At 66.5% G+C, this 20,169-nt stretch carries 17 protein-coding genes; 8 read left to right on the forward strand and 9 right to left on the reverse strand.

Annotation, left to right across the window (positions count from 1 at the left end; all coding sequences use genetic code 11):
• The 3 genes from ACVWYQ_RS14120 to ACVWYQ_RS14130 are packed head-to-tail and all read right to left on the reverse strand — an operon-like array spanning position 1 to position 1,546.
• Positions 1-264: a DUF6111 family protein gene (locus ACVWYQ_RS14120; protein ID WP_036013774.1), complete on the reverse strand. Its 264-nt coding sequence runs from the start codon at positions 262-264 to the stop codon at positions 1-3.
• Positions 261-932 carry a CoA pyrophosphatase gene (locus ACVWYQ_RS14125; protein WP_157286391.1) on the reverse strand — a complete coding sequence of 224 codons (672 nt, stop codon included), beginning with the start codon at positions 930-932 and terminating at the stop codon, positions 261-263. The genes ACVWYQ_RS14120 and ACVWYQ_RS14125 overlap by 4 nt, the downstream gene beginning before the upstream one ends.
• A gap of 2 nt (positions 933-934) precedes the next feature.
• A complete protein-coding gene (locus ACVWYQ_RS14130; protein ID WP_404543413.1) occupies positions 935-1,546 on the reverse strand; it encodes a DUF1285 domain-containing protein in 612 nt (203 codons plus the stop codon).
• Positions 1,547-1,814: 268 nt separating this feature from the next.
• On the opposite strand from ACVWYQ_RS14130, the gene ACVWYQ_RS14135 reads away from it, so the two are divergent.
• From ACVWYQ_RS14135 to ACVWYQ_RS14160, 6 genes are all read left to right on the forward strand, one after another.
• Positions 1,815-2,813 carry an AAA family ATPase gene (locus ACVWYQ_RS14135; protein ID WP_025038173.1) on the forward strand — a complete coding sequence of 333 codons (999 nt, stop codon included), beginning with the start codon at positions 1,815-1,817 and terminating at the stop codon, positions 2,811-2,813.
• A complete protein-coding gene (locus ACVWYQ_RS14140; RefSeq protein WP_036024824.1) occupies positions 2,813-3,757 on the forward strand; it encodes a DUF58 domain-containing protein in 945 nt (314 codons plus the stop codon). Before ACVWYQ_RS14135 ends, ACVWYQ_RS14140 begins: the two co-directional genes overlap by 1 nt.
• On the forward strand, positions 3,754-6,564 hold the full coding sequence (locus ACVWYQ_RS14145; RefSeq protein ID WP_404543415.1) for a DUF4159 domain-containing protein: 2,811 nt from the start codon (positions 3,754-3,756) through the stop codon (positions 6,562-6,564). Before ACVWYQ_RS14140 ends, ACVWYQ_RS14145 begins: the two co-directional genes overlap by 4 nt.
• A gap of 7 nt (positions 6,565-6,571) precedes the next feature.
• Positions 6,572-8,635 (forward strand): hypothetical protein, encoded by a 2,064-nt coding sequence (locus ACVWYQ_RS14150; protein ID WP_157286395.1) that lies wholly within the window; start codon positions 6,572-6,574, stop codon positions 8,633-8,635.
• A gap of 371 nt (positions 8,636-9,006) precedes the next feature.
• The gene (locus ACVWYQ_RS14155) at positions 9,007-9,414 is read left to right on the forward strand and encodes a DUF2946 domain-containing protein (protein ID WP_275497535.1); all 408 of its coding nucleotides are present in this window, start codon (positions 9,007-9,009) and stop codon (positions 9,412-9,414) included.
• A 144-nt stretch (positions 9,415-9,558) separates the two neighbouring features.
• Positions 9,559-11,961: a TonB-dependent receptor gene (locus ACVWYQ_RS14160; RefSeq protein WP_404543418.1), complete on the forward strand. Its 2,403-nt coding sequence runs from the start codon at positions 9,559-9,561 to the stop codon at positions 11,959-11,961.
• A 280-nt stretch (positions 11,962-12,241) separates the two neighbouring features.
• On the opposite strand, the gene ACVWYQ_RS14165 is transcribed toward ACVWYQ_RS14160, so the two are convergent.
• From ACVWYQ_RS14165 to ACVWYQ_RS14175, 3 genes are all read right to left on the reverse strand, one after another.
• On the reverse strand, positions 12,242-12,757 hold the full coding sequence (locus ACVWYQ_RS14165) for a GNAT family N-acetyltransferase (RefSeq protein WP_157286398.1): 516 nt from the start codon (positions 12,755-12,757) through the stop codon (positions 12,242-12,244).
• 93 nt (positions 12,758-12,850) lie between these two features.
• Positions 12,851-13,792 carry a glycosyltransferase family 2 protein gene (locus ACVWYQ_RS14170; protein ID WP_275508356.1) on the reverse strand — a complete coding sequence of 314 codons (942 nt, stop codon included), beginning with the start codon at positions 13,790-13,792 and terminating at the stop codon, positions 12,851-12,853.
• A gap of 87 nt (positions 13,793-13,879) precedes the next feature.
• Positions 13,880-14,371, reverse strand: a complete 492-nt coding sequence (locus ACVWYQ_RS14175; protein WP_036037090.1) for an NUDIX domain-containing protein — start codon at positions 14,369-14,371, stop codon at positions 13,880-13,882.
• A gap of 108 nt (positions 14,372-14,479) precedes the next feature.
• On the opposite strand from ACVWYQ_RS14175, the gene ACVWYQ_RS14180 reads away from it, so the two are divergent.
• Complete coding sequence (locus tag ACVWYQ_RS14180; RefSeq protein ID WP_404546329.1) at positions 14,480-15,364, forward strand: metallophosphoesterase family protein; 885 nt, start codon at positions 14,480-14,482, stop codon at positions 15,362-15,364.
• Positions 15,365-15,470: 106 nt separating this feature from the next.
• Here the strand turns inward: ACVWYQ_RS14180 and ACVWYQ_RS14185 are convergent, their stop codons facing one another.
• From ACVWYQ_RS14185 to ACVWYQ_RS14195, 3 genes are all read right to left on the reverse strand, one after another.
• Entirely contained in the window at positions 15,471-16,028 is a 558-nt protein-coding gene (locus ACVWYQ_RS14185; protein ID WP_157286400.1) for a hypothetical protein, read from the reverse strand.
• A 184-nt stretch (positions 16,029-16,212) separates the two neighbouring features.
• The gene (locus ACVWYQ_RS14190) at positions 16,213-16,422 is read right to left on the reverse strand and encodes a DUF4170 domain-containing protein (RefSeq protein ID WP_036013800.1); all 210 of its coding nucleotides are present in this window, start codon (positions 16,420-16,422) and stop codon (positions 16,213-16,215) included.
• A gap of 71 nt (positions 16,423-16,493) precedes the next feature.
• Positions 16,494-18,128, reverse strand: coding sequence for an isocitrate lyase (locus ACVWYQ_RS14195; RefSeq protein ID WP_036013803.1), 1,635 nt, complete (start codon positions 18,126-18,128; stop codon positions 16,494-16,496).
• 433 nt (positions 18,129-18,561) lie between these two features.
• On the opposite strand from ACVWYQ_RS14195, the gene ACVWYQ_RS14200 reads away from it, so the two are divergent.
• Positions 18,562-20,007: a helix-turn-helix domain-containing protein gene (locus ACVWYQ_RS14200; protein ID WP_157286402.1), complete on the forward strand. Its 1,446-nt coding sequence runs from the start codon at positions 18,562-18,564 to the stop codon at positions 20,005-20,007.
• Positions 20,008-20,169: the final 162 nt, after the last annotated feature.

The following is a 20,169-nucleotide window of genomic DNA, read 5'->3' on the forward strand; positions in this document are numbered from 1 at the left end:
CTACTTTTCCGTGCCCGGCACGAGCTTGCCGTCCTCGATATGGGCGGGGACGTAGGTCGAATCCGGCGGCGCGCCGGAGAACTCCGCCAAGCCGATGAGGCCCGCGATGACCAGCACGATCGCCACCAGCGCAAGACGCGCGACGATCGCGACCGGCCATGAGGAGCGTGCGAACACACCGGACCGCGTCGCCGCCAGGAACAGCGCATAGACGGCAAAGGGGATGAGGAAGATTCCGATCTCGGTCAGAACCGTCCGGATCATGACGAATAGATCCGCTCATACAGCACACGCAGCATGCCCGCCGTCGCACCCCAGATGTAGCGTTCCGCGAACGGCATCGCGTAATAGGATCGCGGCGTGCCGCGGAATTCCTTGCTGTGCACCTGGTGGTTCACCGGATTCATCAGGAAGGATAGCGGCACCTCGAACGCATCATCAACCTCGGAATGGTTGATGCTGAGCGAAAAGCCGGGCCTGACCCTGGCAACCGTCGGCAGGATGCGGAAGCCGAAGGCGGTGCCGTAGAGATCGAGATAGCCGAGCGGCTCGACGAAGTCGCGCGACAGCCCGACCTCCTCCTCCGCCTCGCGCAGCGCCGCATCGAGCGGCGAGGCATCGATCGCGTCGATCTTGCCGCCGGGAAAGGCGATCTGGCCGGCATGGTCGTTGAGATGCGCCGAGCGCTGCGTCAGCAGGATGGTGGGCTCGGGATGGTCGACCACCGCGATCAGGACCGCTGCCGGGCGCACCGGCTGCTCGCGCGCGATGATCTCGAGCATCTTGTCGGTGCCGGGATCGCCCGAGGCCGGGATGATGTTGGGATCATAGAGGCCGGGCGGCACGTCGAAGCCGAGCCGCGCCCTGGAGCGGGCGAAGAAATCCGCAGCGCCAAGCGCGACCGGCTCGTTCGTCAGGATAGGGTTGTTCAAATTCAAAGCGCCGCCCTCACCTGCTCCGCATCGGCCATGGCGAAGAACTCGCCGGCCGACTCGACACCGAACATCGGCTGGCCATCGACCATCCGCTCCTCGCCCATGTCAACCAGATCGTAATAGAGCGCGCGCGTCACCTTGGCCCAGAGGTCGGCGCGGACGTGCAAGTAGGGCGTCAGCCCGCCATCCCTTGCCTGCTCGAAACGCAGCCGGTGCGCCGCGTCGCAGCTGACCCAGTCGTCGACATTGGTGCGGAAGTGCAGCACGCGATGGCTGCCCTCGCCGTCCTTCTGCATCTCGACCGCCATGAACGGCGCATCGTCGACGCGGATACCGACCTTCTCCACCGGCGTGACCAGGAAATGCTTGTCGCCCTCGCGCTTGAGAATGGTCGAAAACAGCCGCACCAAAGCGGGACGCCCGATTGGCGTCCCCATGTAGAACCAAGTACCATCGGAGGCGATTCGGATGTCGAGATCGCCGCAAAACGGCGGATTCCACAGATGCACCGGAGGCAGGCCCTTTTTGGCGCCTTCGGCACCGGCAGCGCTTTTGGCGGCAGCAGTCAGTCCCTCGAGACCCCGATCGGCGCTCTGCCCTTGGTTCGCCATGGTTTGCCCTGACTTTGTGATTGGCACGATTGGTGCAGGTCTACGTTGTACTTAGGTGCGCGGTTCCATCCGGAATAGTCCGATGTGGAGGTCGCCACTTCGTGATGCCGTACATACCCCGAAGCCGATAAGGTGGGGATAGGTTAATTCAACGAATACATGGCCTTCCTGCAAGTCTAGCATGGGGCCCATGATCTGGCGTGATGACCTGACGTGACAGGCTGACGATGCAAGCAAGCCGCGTTGCACAGGCTGAAGGAGCAAGCGAATGGCGGAGAGTGTCGAGAAACTCGAGGACGGGATCGTCCGTTCGGCCGAGCAGGTGTCGAGCCAGGTTCGCGCGGCCAAGGACGCGATCGCCTCGGTCATCTTCGGCCAGGATCGCGTGATCGAGAACACGCTGGTCACCATCCTCTCCGGCGGCCATGCGCTCCTGATCGGCGTGCCGGGCCTTGCCAAGACCAAGCTGGTGGAGACGCTCGGCGTCACGCTCGGTCTCGACGCCAAGCGCATCCAGTTCACGCCCGATTTGATGCCTTCCGACATTCTCGGCGCCGAAGTGCTGGACGAGAGCACCGCGGGAAGGCGCGCCTTCCGCTTCATTGCCGGTCCCGTGTTCGCGCAGCTCCTGATGGCCGACGAGATCAACCGCGCCTCACCGCGCACGCAATCGGCGTTGTTGCAGGCGATGCAGGAGCAGCACATCACCGTCGCCGGCGCGCGTCACGATCTGCCGAAACCCTTCCACGTGCTCGCGACGCAGAACCCGCTGGAGCAGGAAGGCACTTATCCGCTGCCCGAAGCCCAGCTCGACCGCTTCCTGATGGAGATCGACGTCGACTATCCCGACCGCGATGCCGAGCGCCGCATCCTGTTCGAGACCACGGGCGCGGAGGAGACGCTGGCCAAGGGCGCGATGACGCCCGATGCGCTGATCACCGCGCAGCGCCTGATCCGGCGCTTGCCGGTCGGAGATTCCGTGGTGGAAGCAATTCTCTCGCTGGTGCGCTCGGCCCGCCCGGGTCCGGACGCCGGCGAAGCCGGCAAGTTCATTGCCTGGGGCCCCGGCCCGCGCGCCAGCCAATCCCTGATGCTGGCGGTGCGCGCGCGTGCGCTGATCGACGGCCGCCTGGCCCCGTCGATCGACGACGTGCTCGACCTTGCCGAGCCCGTGCTGAAGCACCGCATGGCGTTGACGTTCCAGGCGCGCGCCGAAGGCCGCACGATTCCGGACGTGATCCGGCAATTGAAGACACGGATCGGTTGATGGCAGCGGAGAACGGGCGGGCAGCGAAGGAGATCCTGGCGATCCGACGTGCCGATGGCGAAAGCCGCACGCTCGCCGCTTCGTTGCCGCGCCTGGTGCTCGAGGCCCGCCGCATCGCCGCCAACGTCATCCACGGCCTGCATGGACGGCGCCGCGCCGGCTCGGGCGAAAACTTCTGGCAGTACCGCCGCTTCGTCTCGGGCGAACCGTCGCAGAACGTCGATTGGCGCCGCTCGGCGCGCGACGACCATCTCTACGTGCGCGAGCTGGAATGGGAAGCCTCGCACACGGTCTGGATCTGGCCGGACCGCTCGCCCTCGATGGCGTTCGCCTCGAAGACCGCGCGCGTGTCCAAGCTCGAGCGGACGCTGATCGTCGCCTTCGCACTGGCCGAGCTGCTCGTCGCCGGCGGCGAGCGCGTCGGCATTCCCGGGCTGATGGCGCCGACCGCAAGCCGCAGCGTCATCGACAGGATGGCGCAGGCGATGCTGCATGACGATGCAGACCGACTGAGCCTGCCGCCATCCTTCGTTCCGGCCGCGCTGGCCGAGATCATCGTGCTGTCGGATTTCTGGTCGCCGATCGCCGAGATCAGGACGACGCTCGCCGGGCTGTCCAGCTCCGGCGCGCACGGCACGATGGTGCAGGTGGTCGATCCCGCCGAGGAATCGTTCCCCTATTCCGGCCGCGTCGAGTTCGTCGAGCCGGAAGGCTTTGGCGTGATCACCGCCGGCCGCGCCGAGAGCTGGGCGCAGGACTACACCGCGCGGCTCGCGCTGCACCGGGACCAGATCCGCGCCGAGACCAACAAGCTCGACTGGCTGTTCACGACGCACGCGACCGACCGCTCCGCCGCCGAACTCTTGCTGTTCCTGCATGCGGGCATGCAGGTGAGCAAGTCCGGCGCACGCACCACGACGATCAAGGCGGGGCCGGCCGCATGATGGGATTGCCGCTCGCCTTCACACAACCGCTGCTCCTGATCGGCCTCCTCAGCCTGCCCGTGCTGTGGTGGCTCCTGCGCGTGATGCCGCCGCGGCCGCGGCGCATCGAGTTTCCGCCGACGCGGCTGTTGTTCGACATCACGCCAAGAGAAGAGACGCCCTCGCGGACGCCATGGTGGCTGACCGCGCTTCGCCTGCTCGCCGCCGCGCTGGTGATCTTCGCCGCCGCCGGCCCGATCTGGAATCCGCAAACTGGCGTCGCCGGGAGCAAGGCGCCGCTGATGATCATGTTCGACGACGGCTGGAGCGCTGCATCGCACTGGGACGTCAGGATCAGGACCGCCGACGAGCTTATCGCCAATGCCGACAATGACGGCCGCGGCATCGCGCTGGTGCCGCTGTCCGAGCCGAACCGCGACATCACCCTGATGCCGGCGGGTGCGGCGCGCGTCGCGCTGCGGCAGCTGGCGCCAAAGCCCTATTCGATCGACCGGGTCGAGACGCTGGCTGCGGTCGACCGTTTCCTCAAGGTCACCGGCGACTGCGAGATCGCCTGGCTCTCGGACGGCGTCGACACCGGCCGCGGCGAGGACTTCGTGGCCGGCCTCGGCAAGACCATCGGCGACCGCAGCCTGACCGTGTTCGAAGGCGGCACCTCCTCGCCGCTGGCCCTGGTCGCCGCCGAGAACGCCGCGGCGAAGATGACGGTGAAGGTGCTGCGCACCGACAGCGGGATTGCGGTCGGCACGGTGCGCGCGCTGGACCAGAAGGCCTCGCCGATCGGCGAAGCGCGCTATTCGTTCGGCCCGCAGGACAAGGAAACCGAGGCGGCGTTCGATCTGCCGGTCGAGCTGCGCAACGACATCACGCGGCTCGAAATCTCCGGCGAGCGCTCGGCCGGCGCGGTGCAGCTGCTCGACAAGCGCTGGCGTCGCCGCGCCATCGGCATCATCTCGGGCGCGACCAGCGAGACCGCGCAGCCACTGCTGGCGCCGACCTTCTATCTCACCCGCGCGCTGGCGCCGTTCGCCGACGTCCGGCTCGCCGACAAGGGCTCGCCGCAGCAGGGCATCACGCAGTTTCTGGACCAGAAGCTGCCGATGATCATCCTCGCCGATGTCGGCACCATCGCCCCCGAGCTGCGCGAACGCCTCAATGCCTGGGTCGACCAGGGCGGCGTGCTGGTGCGGTTCGCTGGGCCCCGGCTGGCACAGGCGGAGGACGACCTCGTGCCGGTCAAGCTGCGCAAGGGCGGCCGCACGCTCGGCGGCAGCCTGACCTGGGAGAAGCCGCAGCATCTCGCCTCCTTCGCCGTCGACGGCCCGTTCGCCGGCGTCGCGGTGCCCAAGGACGTCACCGTGAGCCGGCAGGTGCTGGCCGAGCCCGACGCCGTGCTCGCCACCAAGAGCTGGGCCTCGCTGGAAGACGGCACGCCGCTCGTCACCGGCGAGCATCGTGGCAAGGGCCTCGTCAGCCTGTTCCACGTCAGCGCCGACATGCGCTGGTCGGATCTGCCGATGTCGGGCACCTTCGTCGAAATGCTGCGGCGGGTGGTCGACATGTCCGGCTACACCGCGAAGCCCGGCGCTGGCGTTGCCGGCGAAGCGACCGCTGAGACCGTGGCGCCGCTGCACATCCTCGACGGATTTGGCGCGTTCGGTCCGCCGCCCGCGACGGCCAAGCCGCTTCCTGCCGATTATCGCGACCGCGCCACATCAGATCATCCGCCCGGCTTCTACGGTCCGGCAGAAGGACCGCTCGCCGTGAACACGCTTGCCAGCGCCGACCGCATTGCCGCCCTGAACACCGCGAGCCTGCGCGCCCGGCACGCCACCTACACCAATGCCGAGCCGCGCGATTTGCGCGGCTGGCTGCTGTCGACGGCGCTCGCGCTGTTCCTGATCGACGCCATCATCATCGCGGTGCTCGGCGGCGGCATTGCCGCGCTGCTGCGCCGCCGCGCCGCGCCCGCGATGATCGTGCTCGCCCTGCTCGCGGGATTCGCGGCGCTCTCGCCGGCGCCGTCGCGCGCCGACGGCATCACGGACGAGTTCGCGATGAAGTCGGTGTCGCAGACCCGCCTCGCCTATGTCGTCACGGGCAATGCGGACGTCGATTCCATCGTCAAAGCGGGAATGAACGGCCTGACGCTGTTCCTGGCCCAGCGCACGGCGCTCGAGGCCGGCGATCCCGTCGGCGTCGATCCCGCGCGCGACGAGCTCGCCTTCTTCCCGCTGATCTACTGGCCGATCGTGCCGGGCGCGCCGAAGCCGCCGCAGGACGCCATCAACAAGATCGACGCCTACATGAAGCAGGGCGGCACCGTGCTGTTCGACACCCGCGACGCGATCGAGGCGCCGCCCGGCGCCAACGGCGCGGCGCAGACGCCGGCGATGCAGACTCTGCGCGAGATCCTGTCCTCGCTCGACGTGCCCGAGCTCGAGCCGGTGCCGCGAGAGCACGTGCTGACCAAGACCTTTTATCTGCTGCGCGACTTCCCCGGCCGCTTCACCGCCGGCCAGACCTGGGTCGAGACCTTGCCGCGCGAAGACGACGATGAGAGCGCGCAACGGCCGGCGCGCGGCGGCGACGGCGTCTCGCCGATCATCATCACCTCGAACGACCTGGCCGGCGCCTGGGCGGTGCGGCCCGACGGACAGGCCATGCTGCCGGTGACCGGCGGCGACGCCCGCCAGCGCGAATTCGCCTACCGTGCCGGCGCCAACATCGTGATGTACACGCTGACCGGCAACTACAAGGCCGACCAGGTGCACGCTCCGGCGCTGATCGAACGGCTGGGGCAATAGGATCGACATGAACTACGGCATCGCGTTCACACCGCTTGTTCCTACCATCGTGCTGTGGCTCGCGCTCGCCGCGATCGTCATTGTCGCGCTCGTGCTGCTGCTGGCGCGCGCGCGCGGCGCCGCGGTGCGGGTGGCCGCGCTGGCGCTGTTCCTGCTGGCGCTTTCCAATCCCTCCTTCACCCGCGAGGACCGCGATCCCCTCACCTCGGTCGCCGCTGTTGTCGTCGACAAGAGCCCGAGCCAGAACTTCGGCAACCGCAATCGCGAAGCTGCGCAAGCGCAGGAGGCGCTGGTCGACAGCCTGAAGAAGATCAAGGGCCTCGAGGTCCGTGTCGTCGAAGCCGGACAGGCCGACGGCGAGACCGACGGCACCAAGCTGTTCGGCGCACTGGCCTCGGCCTTGGCGGACGTCCCGGTCGACCGCGTCGCCGGCGCGTTCCTGATCACCGACGGCCGCGTCCACGACATTCCCGCGAACGCCGCCGCGCTCGGCTTCCAGGCGCCGGTGCACGCGCTGGTTACGGGCCAGAAGGACGAGCGCGACCGCCGCATCGCGATCACCGCCGCGCCGCGCTTCGGTATCGTCGGGCAGAGCCAGACCATCTCCTACCGCCTCGACGACCAGGGTGTCACCGGCGAGCGCGCCAGGGTCACGGTCCGCCGCGACGGCGAGGTCATCAACGAGCGCACGCTCTCCAGCGGCCAGGCCGCGAGCGTCGACGTCGACATCAAGCATGCCGGGCCGAACATCGTCGAGATCGAGGCCTCGCCGCTCGAGCGCGAATTGACGCCGGTGAACAACCGCGCCGTCGTCGCCATTGACGGCGTGCGCGACAAGCTGCGGGTGCTGCTGGTCTCGGGCGAGCCCCATTCGGGCGAGCGCACCTGGCGCAATCTGCTCAAGTCCGATGCCAGCGTCGACCTCGTGCATTTCACCATTCTGCGCCCGCCGGAGAAGCAGGACGGCACGCCGATCAACGAATTGTCGCTGATCGCGTTTCCGACCCGCGAGCTGTTCCAGCAGAAGATCAACGAATTCCAGCTGATCATCTTCGATCGCTATGCCCGCCAGGGCGTGCTGCCGATCCCCTATTTCGAGAACATGGCGCGTTACGTGCGCGCAGGCGGCGCCGTGCTGGTCTCGGCCGGCCCCGACTATGCCTCCAACAGCAGCATCTGGCGCACGCCGCTCGATTCGGTGCTGCCGGCCGAACCGGTCGGCGTCACCGAGAAGCCGTTCTATGCGCATCTGTCCGACCTCGGCAAACGCCATCCCGTCACGCGCGGGCTGGAGGGCTCCGCCAGCGAGCCGCCGCGCTGGAGCCGGTTCTTCCGCACCGTCGATACCCGCAATGCGGTCAACCCGCCCGTCATGACCGGCGTCGACGGCAAGCCGCTGCTGTTCCTGTCTCGCTTCGGCGAGGGCCGCGTCGCGCTCCTGCTGTCTGACCACATCTGGCTGTGGGCGCGCGGCTATGAGGGCGGCGGTCCGCATCTCGACCTGCTGCGGCGGATGTCGCACTGGCTGATGAAGCAGCCTGATCTCGACGAGGAGGCGTTGCGCCTCCAGGTGCAGGGCAAGGACCTCGTCGTGGTGCGTCAGACCATGGCGGACAGCGTCCAGCCCGTCAGCGTGACCTCGCCATCGGGTGTATCGCAGGATCTGACGCTGAGCGCCGGCGATCCCGGCGAGTGGCGCGCCAGCCTGCCGGCGAGCGAGCTCGGCCTGTGGCAGGCCACCGACGGCACGCTGAAAGCGCTGATCAATGTCGGCCCGACCAATCCGAAGGAATTTTCGGAAGTCACCTCCACGGTCGATACGTTGAAGCCGCTGACACAGGCGACAGGCGGCGATGCCGTGCGCGTGGCCTCTGGCTCGAGCGTCGAGCTGCCGCGCATCCTGCCGGTGCGCTCGGTCGGCATGTTCCACGGCGATGGCTGGATGGGCGTGCGGATGCGCGACGCCAGCGTCGTCAAGGGCGTCGGCGTGCTGCCGATCTTCGCCGGCGTGATCGGCCTGCTGCTGCTCCTCGGCGCATTCGCGGCGACCTGGGTGCGCGAGGGGCGGTGAGCTCCTGAGGCGCGATGAAATTCTGCCGACTGTCCATGGCTCACCTCTCCCCGACGGGGAGAGGTCGGATTGCTACGGCGCGCATTGCGCGCCAAAGCAATCCGGGTGAGGGGCCGCAGCGCATCGTGAGACCGTAAGCCCCACCCGGCTCGCATCTCCGATGCGATCCGACCTCTCCCTTCGGGAGAGGTGTTTCGAATGCTTGGCGAGCACCATTCATCCCACGCCCGTTGCCCGAAGGACACATCGGGCGGCTGCGTGCACAGGCAGCTCGCCCTGCCGTTGACATGCACGGACCGTCGGGCGATGTTATACTATAACATCGCGGCGTCCTGGGATTGACGCCTCGGTGTGGGGGTGGCGTTTTCCAGATGAAGTGGTTCCGGTCGAAGATCAGGCACGGCGCCCGGCTCGCATTGTTCGCGATGCTGGTGCAGCTCGCGCTGACGTTCGGCCACAGCCATTGGTTCGCGCAGGCCGCGCCGCTTGCTCAATCCTCGGCCCAGCACACAGAAGGCGGCGCCAAGGACGTTGCAACCACCGACAGCGCCGCCGTCGAGAAGCAATCGCCCTCAAGTCCCGACCGCGAGCATTCGCGCGACGAGGGTTGCGCCATCTGCGCCATCATTGCGATGGCGGGCACGATCGTGTCGGCGACGCCGCCCGTGCTGCTGCTCCCGCAGGCGATCGAGCTGCTCCGGCGCAGCCTCGACGCCGAGTTCGCTCATCTGACATCGGCCGGCACGGCGTTCCAGCCGCGCGCCCCTCCTGCGTCCTGACTCCAACGCTTGATCACGCCCAGCCTCGCCGCCCATCGGCAAGTATCTGGGAGAAGTTGAAGTCGAATTCCGTCGCGTCGCGACGGCAGGCCGCCTCCGGTCAGCAGAGCATCATCCGGACGGCGCCTGAGTGGAATCAGGACCATGTCATTTCAATTGCGACGCGCGCAGCGCCTTGGCGGAGCAAGCCTGCTCCTGCTCGGCGCCGCCGCTACATCCGCGTTCGCCCAGGACTCGGCACAACGACCGGCACAACAGCCGGCACAAGATAAATCGTCGACTGAGCTCCCCGCCATCACCGTAACGGCGCCGAGCCCGATCGTACGCAGAGCAGTGGTGCCGACCCGCAACGCAGGCCGCGGCACGCGAACCGCGCGGGTGCGCAGCCGCGAGCAGGCAGTTGAAGCGGCGCCGGCAGCCCCGGTGCCCGCCGCGCCTCAGCAAGGCGTGCTGCCTGTTGTGACCGATCAGTTCGCGACCGTCACGGTCGTGCCGAACGAGGAGATTCGGCGCAACGGCGGCGGCACGCTCGGCGATCTCCTGTTCTCGAAGCCCGGCATCACCGGCTCTGAATACGCACCCGGTGCATCGAGCCGCCCGATCATTCGCGGCCTCGACACCAACCGTGTCGGCATTGTCGAGAACGGAACGGGCAGCAACGGCGCGTCCGACCTCGGCGAGGATCACTTCGTGCCGATCGATCCGCTGGCAGCCAACCAGGTCGAGGTCATCCGCGGACCGGCGACGCTGCGCTACGGCTCCACCGCGATCGGCGGCGTGGTCAGCGCAACCAACAATCGAATTCCGGATGCTTTGCCGTCCTGCACGGCGCCCTTCCCGACTTACGGACTCCCGACCAAGGCGCCGCTGGCAAACGTGGGATCGCCGGGCTGCATCACCGCGGAAACACGGACGGCCGTGACGTCGGTCGATCGCGGGACCGAAGGTGCCGTGCTGCTCGACGCCGGCGGCGGCAACTTTGCCTTCCACGCCGATGCCTTTGGCCGCAAGGCCGGCGACTACAACATCCCGAGCTACCCGTTCTTGACCGACCCGACGCTGCCGTTCAACGGCCGTCAGCCGAATTCGGCATCGCAGGCCTACGGCGGATCTGTCGGCGGCTCCTACATCTTCGACGGCGGCTACGTCGGCGCGGCAATCACGCAGCACAACGCGCTCTATCACATTCCCGGTATCGAGGGCAGCGAGTTCCTGACGCGGATCGACGGACGACAAACAAAATTCACGACAAAAGGCGAGTATCGGCCGGACGCGGCGGCGATCGATGCGATCCGGTTCTGGGCCAGCGCCACCGACTATAAGCACGATGAGGTCGGGCTCGCCGACTCTGCCGACCTCGGCTCCCTCGGCGTGAGACAGACCTTCACCAACAAGGAACAGGAAGGCCGCGTCGAGGTGCAGCTTGCGCCATTCGACGTCCGCTTTGCCGCGCTGACCACCGCTGTGGGTGTTCAGGCGTCGCACCAGAAGCTGACTGCGCCGAGTCCGGACGATCCAGGCAGTCCGGTCAACGGACTGTTCGATCCGAACAAGAACACAAAGGTCGCCGGGTACATCTTCAACGAGTTCAAGTTCAGCGAAGCCACCAAGGCTCAGATCGCCGGGCGCGTCGAGAGCGCAAGGTTGAGCGGCACGGCGCCAGCCTTCGTCCCCGATGTGTTCGACCTCGCCGTCGATCCGGCCGCGATCGGCCCCGCAACAGCGGTCAACCGCAACTTCGCGCCGGTGAGCGGGAGCATCGGCCTGATCCACAGCCTTCCCTGGGATCTGGTCGCCAGCATCACCGGCCAATATGTCGAACGCGCGCCGAAACCGGCGGAATTGTTCTCGCGCGGCGGCCACGATGCCACCACCACTTTCGACATCGGCAATCCCAATCTCGGCATCGAGACCGCCAAGTCGGTCGAGGCGGGACTGCGACGGGCGGTCGGGCCGCTTCGCTTCGAAATCACCGGCTACTACACCAAGTTCAACGGCTTTATCTACCGGCGCCTGACCGGCAACACGTGTGAGGACGGCGTTTGCCAGCTTGGCGCCGGCCTCGAACTGAATCAGGCGGTCTATTCGCAGCGCGACGCGACATTTCGTGGCGGCGAATTCCAGTTCCAGTACGACGTGATGCCGGTCTGGAACGGGATCTGGGGCATCGAAGGTCAATACGACATCGTGCGTGCGACCTTCGATGACGGCACCAACGTGCCACGCATTCCGCCCCAGCGGCTGGGCGGTGGTGTGTACTATCGCGACGCCAACTGGTTTGCGCGGATCAACCTGCTGCACGCGTTCGCGCAAAACGACATCGCACCGATCGCGGAGACGCCGACGCCCGGCTACAACCTGCTAAGGGCCGAGGTCAGCTACAAAACGCAGCTCGATCAACGTTGGTTCGGCGCGCGCGAGATGCATGTTGGGCTAGTCGGCAACAACCTGCTGAACGAAAACATCCGCAACGCCGTCTCCTTCAACAAGGACCAGGTGCTGTTGCCCGGCATCGGCGTCAGGGCGTTCGCGAACTTCAAGTTCTAGGTAACGACACACGCCGTCATTGCGAGGAGCTCTTGCGACGAAGCAATCCAGACCGCCTCCGCGGAAAGATTCTGGATTGCTTCGCTGCGCTCGCAATGACGGAGTATGACGCGCGCAGCCGCGCGTCTTCTCGACGGTCTCTTAGCCGGATGAGCTACGAGCAGTGTCGTAGCCCGGATGGAGCGTAGCGTAATCCGGGGTTCTCTCGTTGCGGCAGGACCTTCCCGGATTGCGCTGCGCTCCATCCGGGCTACGGCGTTTCCAACGACGCGCGCCGCTCCTATGTCCGCGCCTTGCTCCAGTCGGGGCCGACCGCGCCCGACACGCCCTCGAAGGCGCCGTCGACGAGCTCGAACACCAGGATGCGCGCGGCATCGACGGGACCCGGCATGGTGACGCGGCCCTTCGGCACCTGCTTGAAGCCGACGCGGCCGTAATAGGGCTCGTCGCCGACCAGCAGCACGAGGCGGTGGCCTTTTTCCCTGGCGTCCTTCAGCGCGCGCTCCATCAACTGACGGCCGATGCCGCGGTCGCGGAACGGCGGCTCGACGGTGAGCGGCCCGAGCAGCAGCGCGGGCGTTTCGCCGATCAGGATCGGCAATTGCCTGACGGAGCCGACCAGGAGCGTGCCGATACGGGCCGTGAAGGACAGTTCGAGCAGATGGTCGACGTGCTCGCGGATCCGGTAGGCGCTCAGCACGAAGCGGCCGGGGCCGAAGGTGCGTTCGTGCAGCCGCTCGATCGCCTGAGCGTCGCCGGCGGCTTCGGGAAGAATGGTCAGTGAGAGATCGTTCATGTCAATTCGCGGAGTAGCACTTGCGCCTGCGAAGGTCCATGGGCGGCGGCGGTGCCCCGTTTCACCTCCCGGCGGGCGAACTGCAGGCCTGGCTCAACCTGCGTCCCGTTTCGACGCCGGCTGGGACAGATAGGCCAGCATCTTCATCTCCCGCCGCCCTCGCGTCACCGTATCGAGCACGAGCCCTGATGACACCGACAGCAGGGCCATGATCATCAGGCCCATCGACAGCACCGCGGTGGGCAGGCGCGGCACGAGGCCGGTTTCGATGAAGGTGATCACGATCGGAATCGCGAAGATGATCGACGCCAGCGCCAGCAGGATTCCGATCACCGTGAAGAAGCGCAACGGCCGCTCGCTGCGATAGAGCTTCAGCATGGTGCCGAGGATGCGAAAGCCGTCGCGCCAGGTGTTGAGCTTGGAGAACGAGCCTTCGGGGCGCGCATAGTAGGGCGTCTCGACCTCGGCGACCGGCAGCGACAATTCCAGCGCATAGACCGCAAGCTCGGTCTCGATCTCGAAACCGTCGGAGAGGACGGGAAAGGACTTGACGAAGCGGCGCGAGAACACCCGGTAGCCGGACAGGATGTCCTTGAAAGCGTGACCGAAGGTATCGGACAGGAAGCCGGTCAGCATGCGATTGCCGGTGCGGTGGCCGAGCCGGTAGGCGGCCTGGACCTGATCGACGCGAAGCCCGACCACCATGTCGAGATGCTCGTCGAGCAGCTTGTCGATCATCATCGGTGCGCTCGGCGCATCGTAGGTGGCATCACCGTCGACCAGCACATAGACGTCGGCCTCGACGTCCGCGAACATGCGGCGTACGACGTGACCTTTGCCCTGCCGCCGCTCGCTGCGCACGATCGCGCCGGCTTCGCGCGCGACCGCGGCGGTCCGGTCGCGCGAATTGTTGTCGTAGACGTAGATCTCCGCCGCTGGCAGCGCCTTGCGGAAATCGGCAACGACGGTCGCGACCGCGGCCTCCTCGTTGTAGCAGGGCACCAGCACCGCGATACGAAGTTGCGTTGTGGTCATCAGGGCAGCACTCCGAGGCTTGTCGGCTCGCGCCCGAGCGGCGTGGCCTACCGTGCGCGTCGAGCGGGTTACTAGCACAAGCCGCCCTCAGCGCCACGTCGCAATCACGGGCCTGCCATCGAGCACTTCGGCGATCCGCAGCCGCGTGCCGGGCGTGGTGCCCTCGGGCAATGCGGCATTGTCGAAGAACCCGCATTCGACGATCTCGCGGTTGGGCTCAGGGACGCGGTCCTGCCTGAACTGCCTGACCACGTAGACCGCGACGTGGTCGCGGCGGGAGACGTGGCTGTTGAGGAAGACGCCGTGCAGGATCGCCTCGCCGGTCAGATCGATGTCGCCCTCCTCCTTGAGCTCGCGTCGCAACGCCTCTTCCATGGTCTCGCCGAAGTCGACGCCGCCGCCAGGCAAATACCAGCCGCTGACGTAGCTATGCCTGACCAGGAAGACGCGATTGTCGGCATCCAGCACCACGGCGCGGACGCCGAGCGTCATGCCGCGGACGAGCAGGAAATAGACGTGGAAGAACCGCCGCAGCAGCGGCTCGGCTTTCCGTCGGGCTCGGTTCAGACGTTCTCCCATCAGGCTCCTCGACGCCCCCCGTTTCAGGCCCTGCTTGCGCGGCGCGCGCGACCTTGCCATTACAGCGGAGCAATAGCGAGGCATTCGCGCGCCATGACTCCCTTCACGCTGGCTCCCTTCACGCTCGCCCACCTGTCCGATCCGCATCTGGCGCCTTTGCCGAAGCCGCGGCTGATCGAGCTCGCGGGCAAGCGCGCGCTCGGCTATGTCAACTGGACGCGCAACCGCCACAAGTACCAGCGCCGCGAGGTGCTCGACGCGCTCGTCGCCGACATGAAGGCGCAGGCGCCCGACCACATCGCAGTGACGGGCGATCTCGTCAACCTGGCGCTGGAGGCGGAGTTCGCACCGGCGCTGGCCTGGCTCGAAAGCGTCGGCCCGCCCGACCGCGTGACCGCGATCCCCGGCAATCACGACGCCTATGTCAGCGCGACGCGTCATCGCTTCGACGAGACGTTCCTGCACTACATCGCCGCGGACACACCTGGCGGTGCAGCCTTCCCAGCGGTGCGCCGGCGCGGGCCGCTGGCCCTGATCAGCCTGTCCACGGCGGTGCCGACCCTGCCGCTGATGGCGACCGGCACGCTCGGGCGCGATCAGCTCGCCGCGCTTGCGGAGGTGCTCGAGCGGCTCGCGGCGGAAGACGTCTTCCGCGTGCTGCTGGTGCATCATCCGCTGAAGTCCAGCGCGCGGGCGAAGCGGATGACGGACGCGCCGGAATTGCTGGGACTGTTGAAGCGCCACGGCGTCGAGCTGGTCCTGCACGGGCACGACCACATTCATTCGACGATGTGGTTCGAGGGTCCAAACGGCAACATTCCCGCGCTCGGCGTGCCGTCGGCCTCCGCGCTGGCGCACGGACGTTATCCAGCGGCGGCGTATAATCTGTTCACCATCGAGAAGGACAATGCCGGCTGGCGCTGCGAGCAGACGGTGCGAAGCCTCGGGGCTGGATTTCAGATCGGACAGATCAAGCATGTGCGGTTGATCTAGTCCCCGGCCGTCATTGCGAGCGCAGCGAAGCAATCCAGGAATCTCCGCGGAGGCAGTCTGGATTGCTTCGTCGCAAGGGCTCCTCGCAATGACGGCGGAGAGAGCCTCACCAGTTCCGCAAGACCGCCAGCACTGCAAGCCCGAACAGCGCGGCCGCGCCCAGCACGAAGCCGAACACGAACGGCCAGACGCGCGAACGGCGCGGCGGCGGCGCGGCGGTCGGTGCTTGCGGTTCGGGCTGGACCACCATCGCACGCTCGCGCTCGACCATGCGGCGCGCGACATAGTCGGTGACGGCCTCGACGATCACGGCGGTGTCGTGCGATTCGGCGAGCACGATGCGGCCGAAGCGGGTGTCCTGGACGAAGCGGTACATCCGCTTGTCGCGCCCCATCACGATGTGGGCGACGACGTCGATCCACAGCCGCGGCGTATCGCCCTGGCTGATGCCGCGGTCGAACAGATCGATCTGATCGGGCACCTGCGCGAACAGGGGATCGAGCGCGTCGTTGAGGATCTCGAGCCGCGCCACCTCGGCGTCGCGCAAATCGACGACGACGCCGGTGCGGTCGGCCGCCTCGATCCGCGCGCGCAGCAGCGCATCGCGCAGTCGCACCGGGCGCGGCTGGCCGGGATCGGTCCCGCTGGTCTCGGGCTCTGACATTGTCGGCCTCGTCCTCGACTTATCCCCATTAACCTATCAGCAACCAAACCCTCCGCAAAGGCCCACAATTCCAGAGACTTACGGCGCCCACAGCCGTTTCACCTGTGCCAAAAACAGACGATCCCACCCAGGCAGGGCCTGGATGGGACCATCCGTCCTTGGACGTCTTCTTAAGTCGGGGCGATCAGGCCGAGACCCGCGAGGGCTCTTCCACGATCGAGAAGCGGACGCCGGCCTTGTGACGGCTTTCTTCCGAGACTTCCTTCCAGCACTCTTCGGCTTCCTTGCGGGTCTTGAACGGACCTTTGACCTGGGCCGAGCCTTCCACGAGCTTGTGGAAGTTCATCGAACCGAACTCGCCGCCGATCACCCAGAAATTGCTGCCTTTGGTCATTGTCAGTCTCCTGTTGAGGTGCGTGACCGGCCTGGACTCCAACCTGGCTTCCAGACCGGTCCGATCCGCCGTTAGCCGAACTGGTTCATCGTGTTGTGGACGCCGCCCGCCTTCAGCGCAGCTTCGCCCGCGAAGTACTCCTTGTGGTCGTCGCCGATGTCGGAGCCGGCCATGTTCTGGTGCTTCACGCAGGCGATGCCCTGACGGATCTCGGCGCGCTGGACGTTCTTGACGTAGCCCAGCATGCCCTGCTCGCCGAAATACTCGCGGGCGAGATTGTCAGTCGAGAGCGCGGCCGTGTGATAGGTCGGCAGCGTGATCAGGTGGTGGAAGATGCCGGCGCGCTTGGCCGAATCCGCCTGGAAGGTACGGATGCGCTCGTCGGCTTCCTTTGCCAGCGGCGTGTCGTCGTACTCCGCCTTCATCAGCTCGGCACGATTGTACTTGCTGACGTCCTGGCCCGCTTCCTTCATCGCGTCGTAGACCTGCCAACGGAAGTTGAGGGTCCAGTTGAACGACGGCGAGTTGTTGTAGGCGAGCTTGGCGTTCGGCACCACCTTGCGGATGCGGTCGACCATGCTGGCGATCTGCTCGATATGCGGCTTCTCGGTCTCGATCCAGAGCAGGTCGGCGCCGTTCTGCAGCGAGGTGATGCAATCGAGAACGCAGCGGTCCGCACCGGTGCCGGGGCGGAACTGGTAGAGGTTCGAGGGAAGCCGCTTCGGACGCATCAGCTTGCCGTTGCGGTTGATGATGACGTCGCCGTTCTTGGCGTTCTCCGCGGTGATTTCCTCGCAATCGAGGAAGCTGTTGTACTGGTCGCCGATGTCGCCGGGCTTGTGGCTGACGGCGATCTGCTGCGTCAGGCCGGCGCCGAGCGAGTCGGTGCGGGTCACGACGATACCGTCTTCGACGCCGAGCTCGAGGAAGGCGTGGCGGCAGGCGCGGATCTTCGCCAGGAAGACGTCATGCGGCACCGTGACCTTGCCGTCCTGGTGGCCGCACTGCTTCTCGTCGGAGACCTGGTTCTCGATCTGCAGCGCGCAGGCGCCCGCCTCGATCATCTTCTTGGCCAGCAGATAGGTCGCCTCCGCGTTGCCGAAGCCGGCATCGATGTCGGCGATGACGGGGACGACATGGGTCTGGAAGTTGTCGATCTTCTCGATCAGCTCCTTCTCACGGGTCTTGTCGCCTTCCTTGCGCGCCTTGTCGAGCAGACGGAAGATGTCGTTGAGCTCGCGCGAATCGGCCTGACGCAGGAAGGTGTAGAGCTCCTCGATCAGCGCCGGCACCGCGGTCTTCTCGTGCATGGACTGGTCGGGCAGCGGACCGAATTCGGAGCGCAGCGCCGCGATCATCCAGCCGGAGAGATAGAGGTAGGTGCGGTCGGTCTTGCCGCCGAAATGCTTCTTGACCGAGATCAGCTTCTGCTGGGCGATGAAGCCGTGCCAGCAACCCAGCGACTGGGTGTACTTGGTGGGATCCTTGTCATAGGCGGCCATGTCGGCGCGCATCACGGCCGCGGTGTAGCGGGCGATGTCGAGGCCGGTCTTGAAGCGGTTCTGCAGGCGCATGCGCGCGACGGCCTCGGCCGACACGCCGTTCCAGGTCGGCTGGGTCTCGAGGAGCGCCTGAGCCGCCTTGACCTCGTCCTGATACGAGGACGGACCCTGGAGGGTGCTGATACCGCGGGGCTGGTAGTTCATGTGCCTGATCCTTTCGCTGACGACGGCGAGGGCAACCATCGACATTCTTGACAATGCATTGCGAGATGCGTGTCAGGAGCTAAACGCGAAAAGGAAAAGTTCGTACAGATGGCTTGTTTTTTATTGGTGATGTCATGTAACATCTGAACGTGTAATAGATGTCACTTTGTAAAATCTGTAAAATAATAGGTCAATGATTCTGACCTTGATTGAGTCTGGAGATCTGAGACATGCCCGTCGAATCCGCTGTTTTCTCCCTCTCCCCGTTCTTACGGGGAGAGGGTCGGGGTGAGGGGCTCTCTCCGCGAGTCCGACTCTCACCTCCCCTGCGGAAGCTCCTCCTCACCCGCCACGCCCCGAACGATGCTTCGCATCGCTCGGTGCGTGTCGGCCTCTCCCCGCAAGCGGGGAGAGGCGAAGAAGGGAGCTGGTGATGCCCGCCGATTCCGGGAAGAAACTCTTCGTCGGCCCGCGCTTCCGGCGGATCCGGCAGCAATTGGGGCTGTCGCAGACCCAGATCGCCGAGGGGCTCGGGATCTCGCCTAGCTATGTCAACCTGATCGAGCGCAACCAGCGCCCGGTCACGGCGCAGATCCTGCTGCGGCTCGCGGAGACCTATGACCTTGACCTGCGCGACCTCGCAACCGCGGACGAGGACCGCTTCTTCGCCGAGCTGAACGAGATCTTCTCCGATCCCCTGTTCCGGCAGATCGACGTGCCCAAGCAGGAGCTGCGCGACCTCGCCGAGCTCTGCCCGGGCGTCACCCATGCGCTGCAGCGGCTCTACGCGGCCTATACCGAGGCGCGCCAGGGCGAGACGCTGGCCGCGGCGCAGATGGCCGACCGCGACGTCGGCACGCGCTATGAGGCCAATCCGGTCGAGCGCGTGCGCGAGCTGATCGAGGCCAATCGCAACTATTTTCCGGAGCTGGAGCAGGCGGCGGAAAATCTGCGCGACGAGCTGAACGAGCCCGCCGAAGGGCTGTATGCCGCGCTGATCGCGCGCTTGCGCGAGAAGCACTCGATCCAGACCCGCATCATGCCGGTCGACGTGATGCGTGAGACGCTCCGCCGATTCGACCGCCACCGCCGCCAGCTGCTGATCTCGGAGCTGGTCGATCCGCCCGGCCGCGCATTCCAGCTCGCCTTCCAGCTGGGCTTAGCAGAATGCGCGCAGGCGCTGGAGACCATCATCGGCCGGGCCGGCCCGCTGGACGATGCGCCGCGGCGGCTATTCCGGATCACGCTCGGCAATTACTTCGCGGCCGCAGTGATGATGCCCTACCCGGCGTTCCTCGCGGCCGCCGAAGCGCTGAATTACGACATCCACGTGCTGGCACAGCGCTTCAATTCCGGCTTCGAGCAGGTCTGCCACCGCCTCACCACGCTGCAGCGACCGAATGCGCGCGGCATTCCGTTCTTCCTCTTGCGCGTCGACAATGCCGGCAACGTCTCCAAGCGCTTCTCCTCCGGCACCTTCCCGTTCTCGAAATTCGGCGGCACGTGTCCGCTCTGGAACGTGCACTCGACCTTCGACACGCCGGATCGTCTGCTCAAGCAGGTGATCGAGCTGCCCGACGGCACGCGCTATTTCTCGATCGCGCAGATGGTGCGCCGCCCCGTGGCGCCGCATCCGCTGCCGCAGCCGCGCTTTGCCATCGGCCTCGGCTGCGAGATCCGCCACGCCGCCCGCCTGACCTACGCCACCGGCATGGACCTGGAGAAGGCCGAGGGCACCCCGATCGGCGTCAACTGCCGCCTCTGCGAGCGCGAGAACTGCGCCCAGCGCGCCGAGCCGCCGATCACGCGCACGTTGATCCTGGACGAGACGACGCGAAGGGTGTCGAGCTTTGCGTTCTCGAATGCAAGGGAGTTGTGAGGGAGCGGCTGCGCGTTTGGCAAAAGGAGCACGCTACACCCACCGCTGTCATGCCCCGCGAAAGCGGGGCATCCAGTACGCCGCGGCCCATCGGCTCAATCACTGCTGCCGCGGAGTACTGGATCGCCCGCCTCCGCGGGCGATGACAGTTGAATGTGTGGC

The organism is Bradyrhizobium sp. USDA 3397 (assembly GCF_054060965.1).

Coding starts and splice junctions, on each gene's coding strand:
- ACVWYQ_RS14120 (WP_036013774.1), bottom strand. CDS start 264: ATGATCCGGACGGTTCTGACCGAGATCGGAATCTTCCTCATCCCCTTT.
- ACVWYQ_RS14130 (WP_404543413.1), bottom strand. CDS start 1,546: ATGGCGAACCAAGGGCAGAGCGCCGATCGGGGTCTCGAGGGACTGACT.
- ACVWYQ_RS14135 (WP_025038173.1), top strand. CDS start 1,815: ATGGCGGAGAGTGTCGAGAAACTCGAGGACGGGATCGTCCGTTCGGCC.
- ACVWYQ_RS14140 (WP_036024824.1), top strand. CDS start 2,813: ATGGCAGCGGAGAACGGGCGGGCAGCGAAGGAGATCCTGGCGATCCGA.
- ACVWYQ_RS14145 (WP_404543415.1), top strand. CDS start 3,754: ATGATGGGATTGCCGCTCGCCTTCACACAACCGCTGCTCCTGATCGGC.
- ACVWYQ_RS14150 (WP_157286395.1), top strand. CDS start 6,572: ATGAACTACGGCATCGCGTTCACACCGCTTGTTCCTACCATCGTGCTG.
- ACVWYQ_RS14155 (WP_275497535.1), top strand. CDS start 9,007: ATGAAGTGGTTCCGGTCGAAGATCAGGCACGGCGCCCGGCTCGCATTG.
- ACVWYQ_RS14160 (WP_404543418.1), top strand. CDS start 9,559: ATGTCATTTCAATTGCGACGCGCGCAGCGCCTTGGCGGAGCAAGCCTG.
- ACVWYQ_RS14165 (WP_157286398.1), bottom strand. CDS start 12,757: ATGAACGATCTCTCACTGACCATTCTTCCCGAAGCCGCCGGCGACGCT.
- ACVWYQ_RS14170 (WP_275508356.1), bottom strand. CDS start 13,792: ATGACCACAACGCAACTTCGTATCGCGGTGCTGGTGCCCTGCTACAAC.
- ACVWYQ_RS14175 (WP_036037090.1), bottom strand. CDS start 14,371: ATGGGAGAACGTCTGAACCGAGCCCGACGGAAAGCCGAGCCGCTGCTG.
- ACVWYQ_RS14185 (WP_157286400.1), bottom strand. CDS start 16,028: ATGTCAGAGCCCGAGACCAGCGGGACCGATCCCGGCCAGCCGCGCCCG.
- ACVWYQ_RS14190 (WP_036013800.1), bottom strand. CDS start 16,422: ATGACCAAAGGCAGCAATTTCTGGGTGATCGGCGGCGAGTTCGGTTCG.
- ACVWYQ_RS14195 (WP_036013803.1), bottom strand. CDS start 18,128: ATGAACTACCAGCCCCGCGGTATCAGCACCCTCCAGGGTCCGTCCTCG.
- ACVWYQ_RS14200 (WP_157286402.1), top strand. CDS start 18,562: ATGCCCGCCGATTCCGGGAAGAAACTCTTCGTCGGCCCGCGCTTCCGG.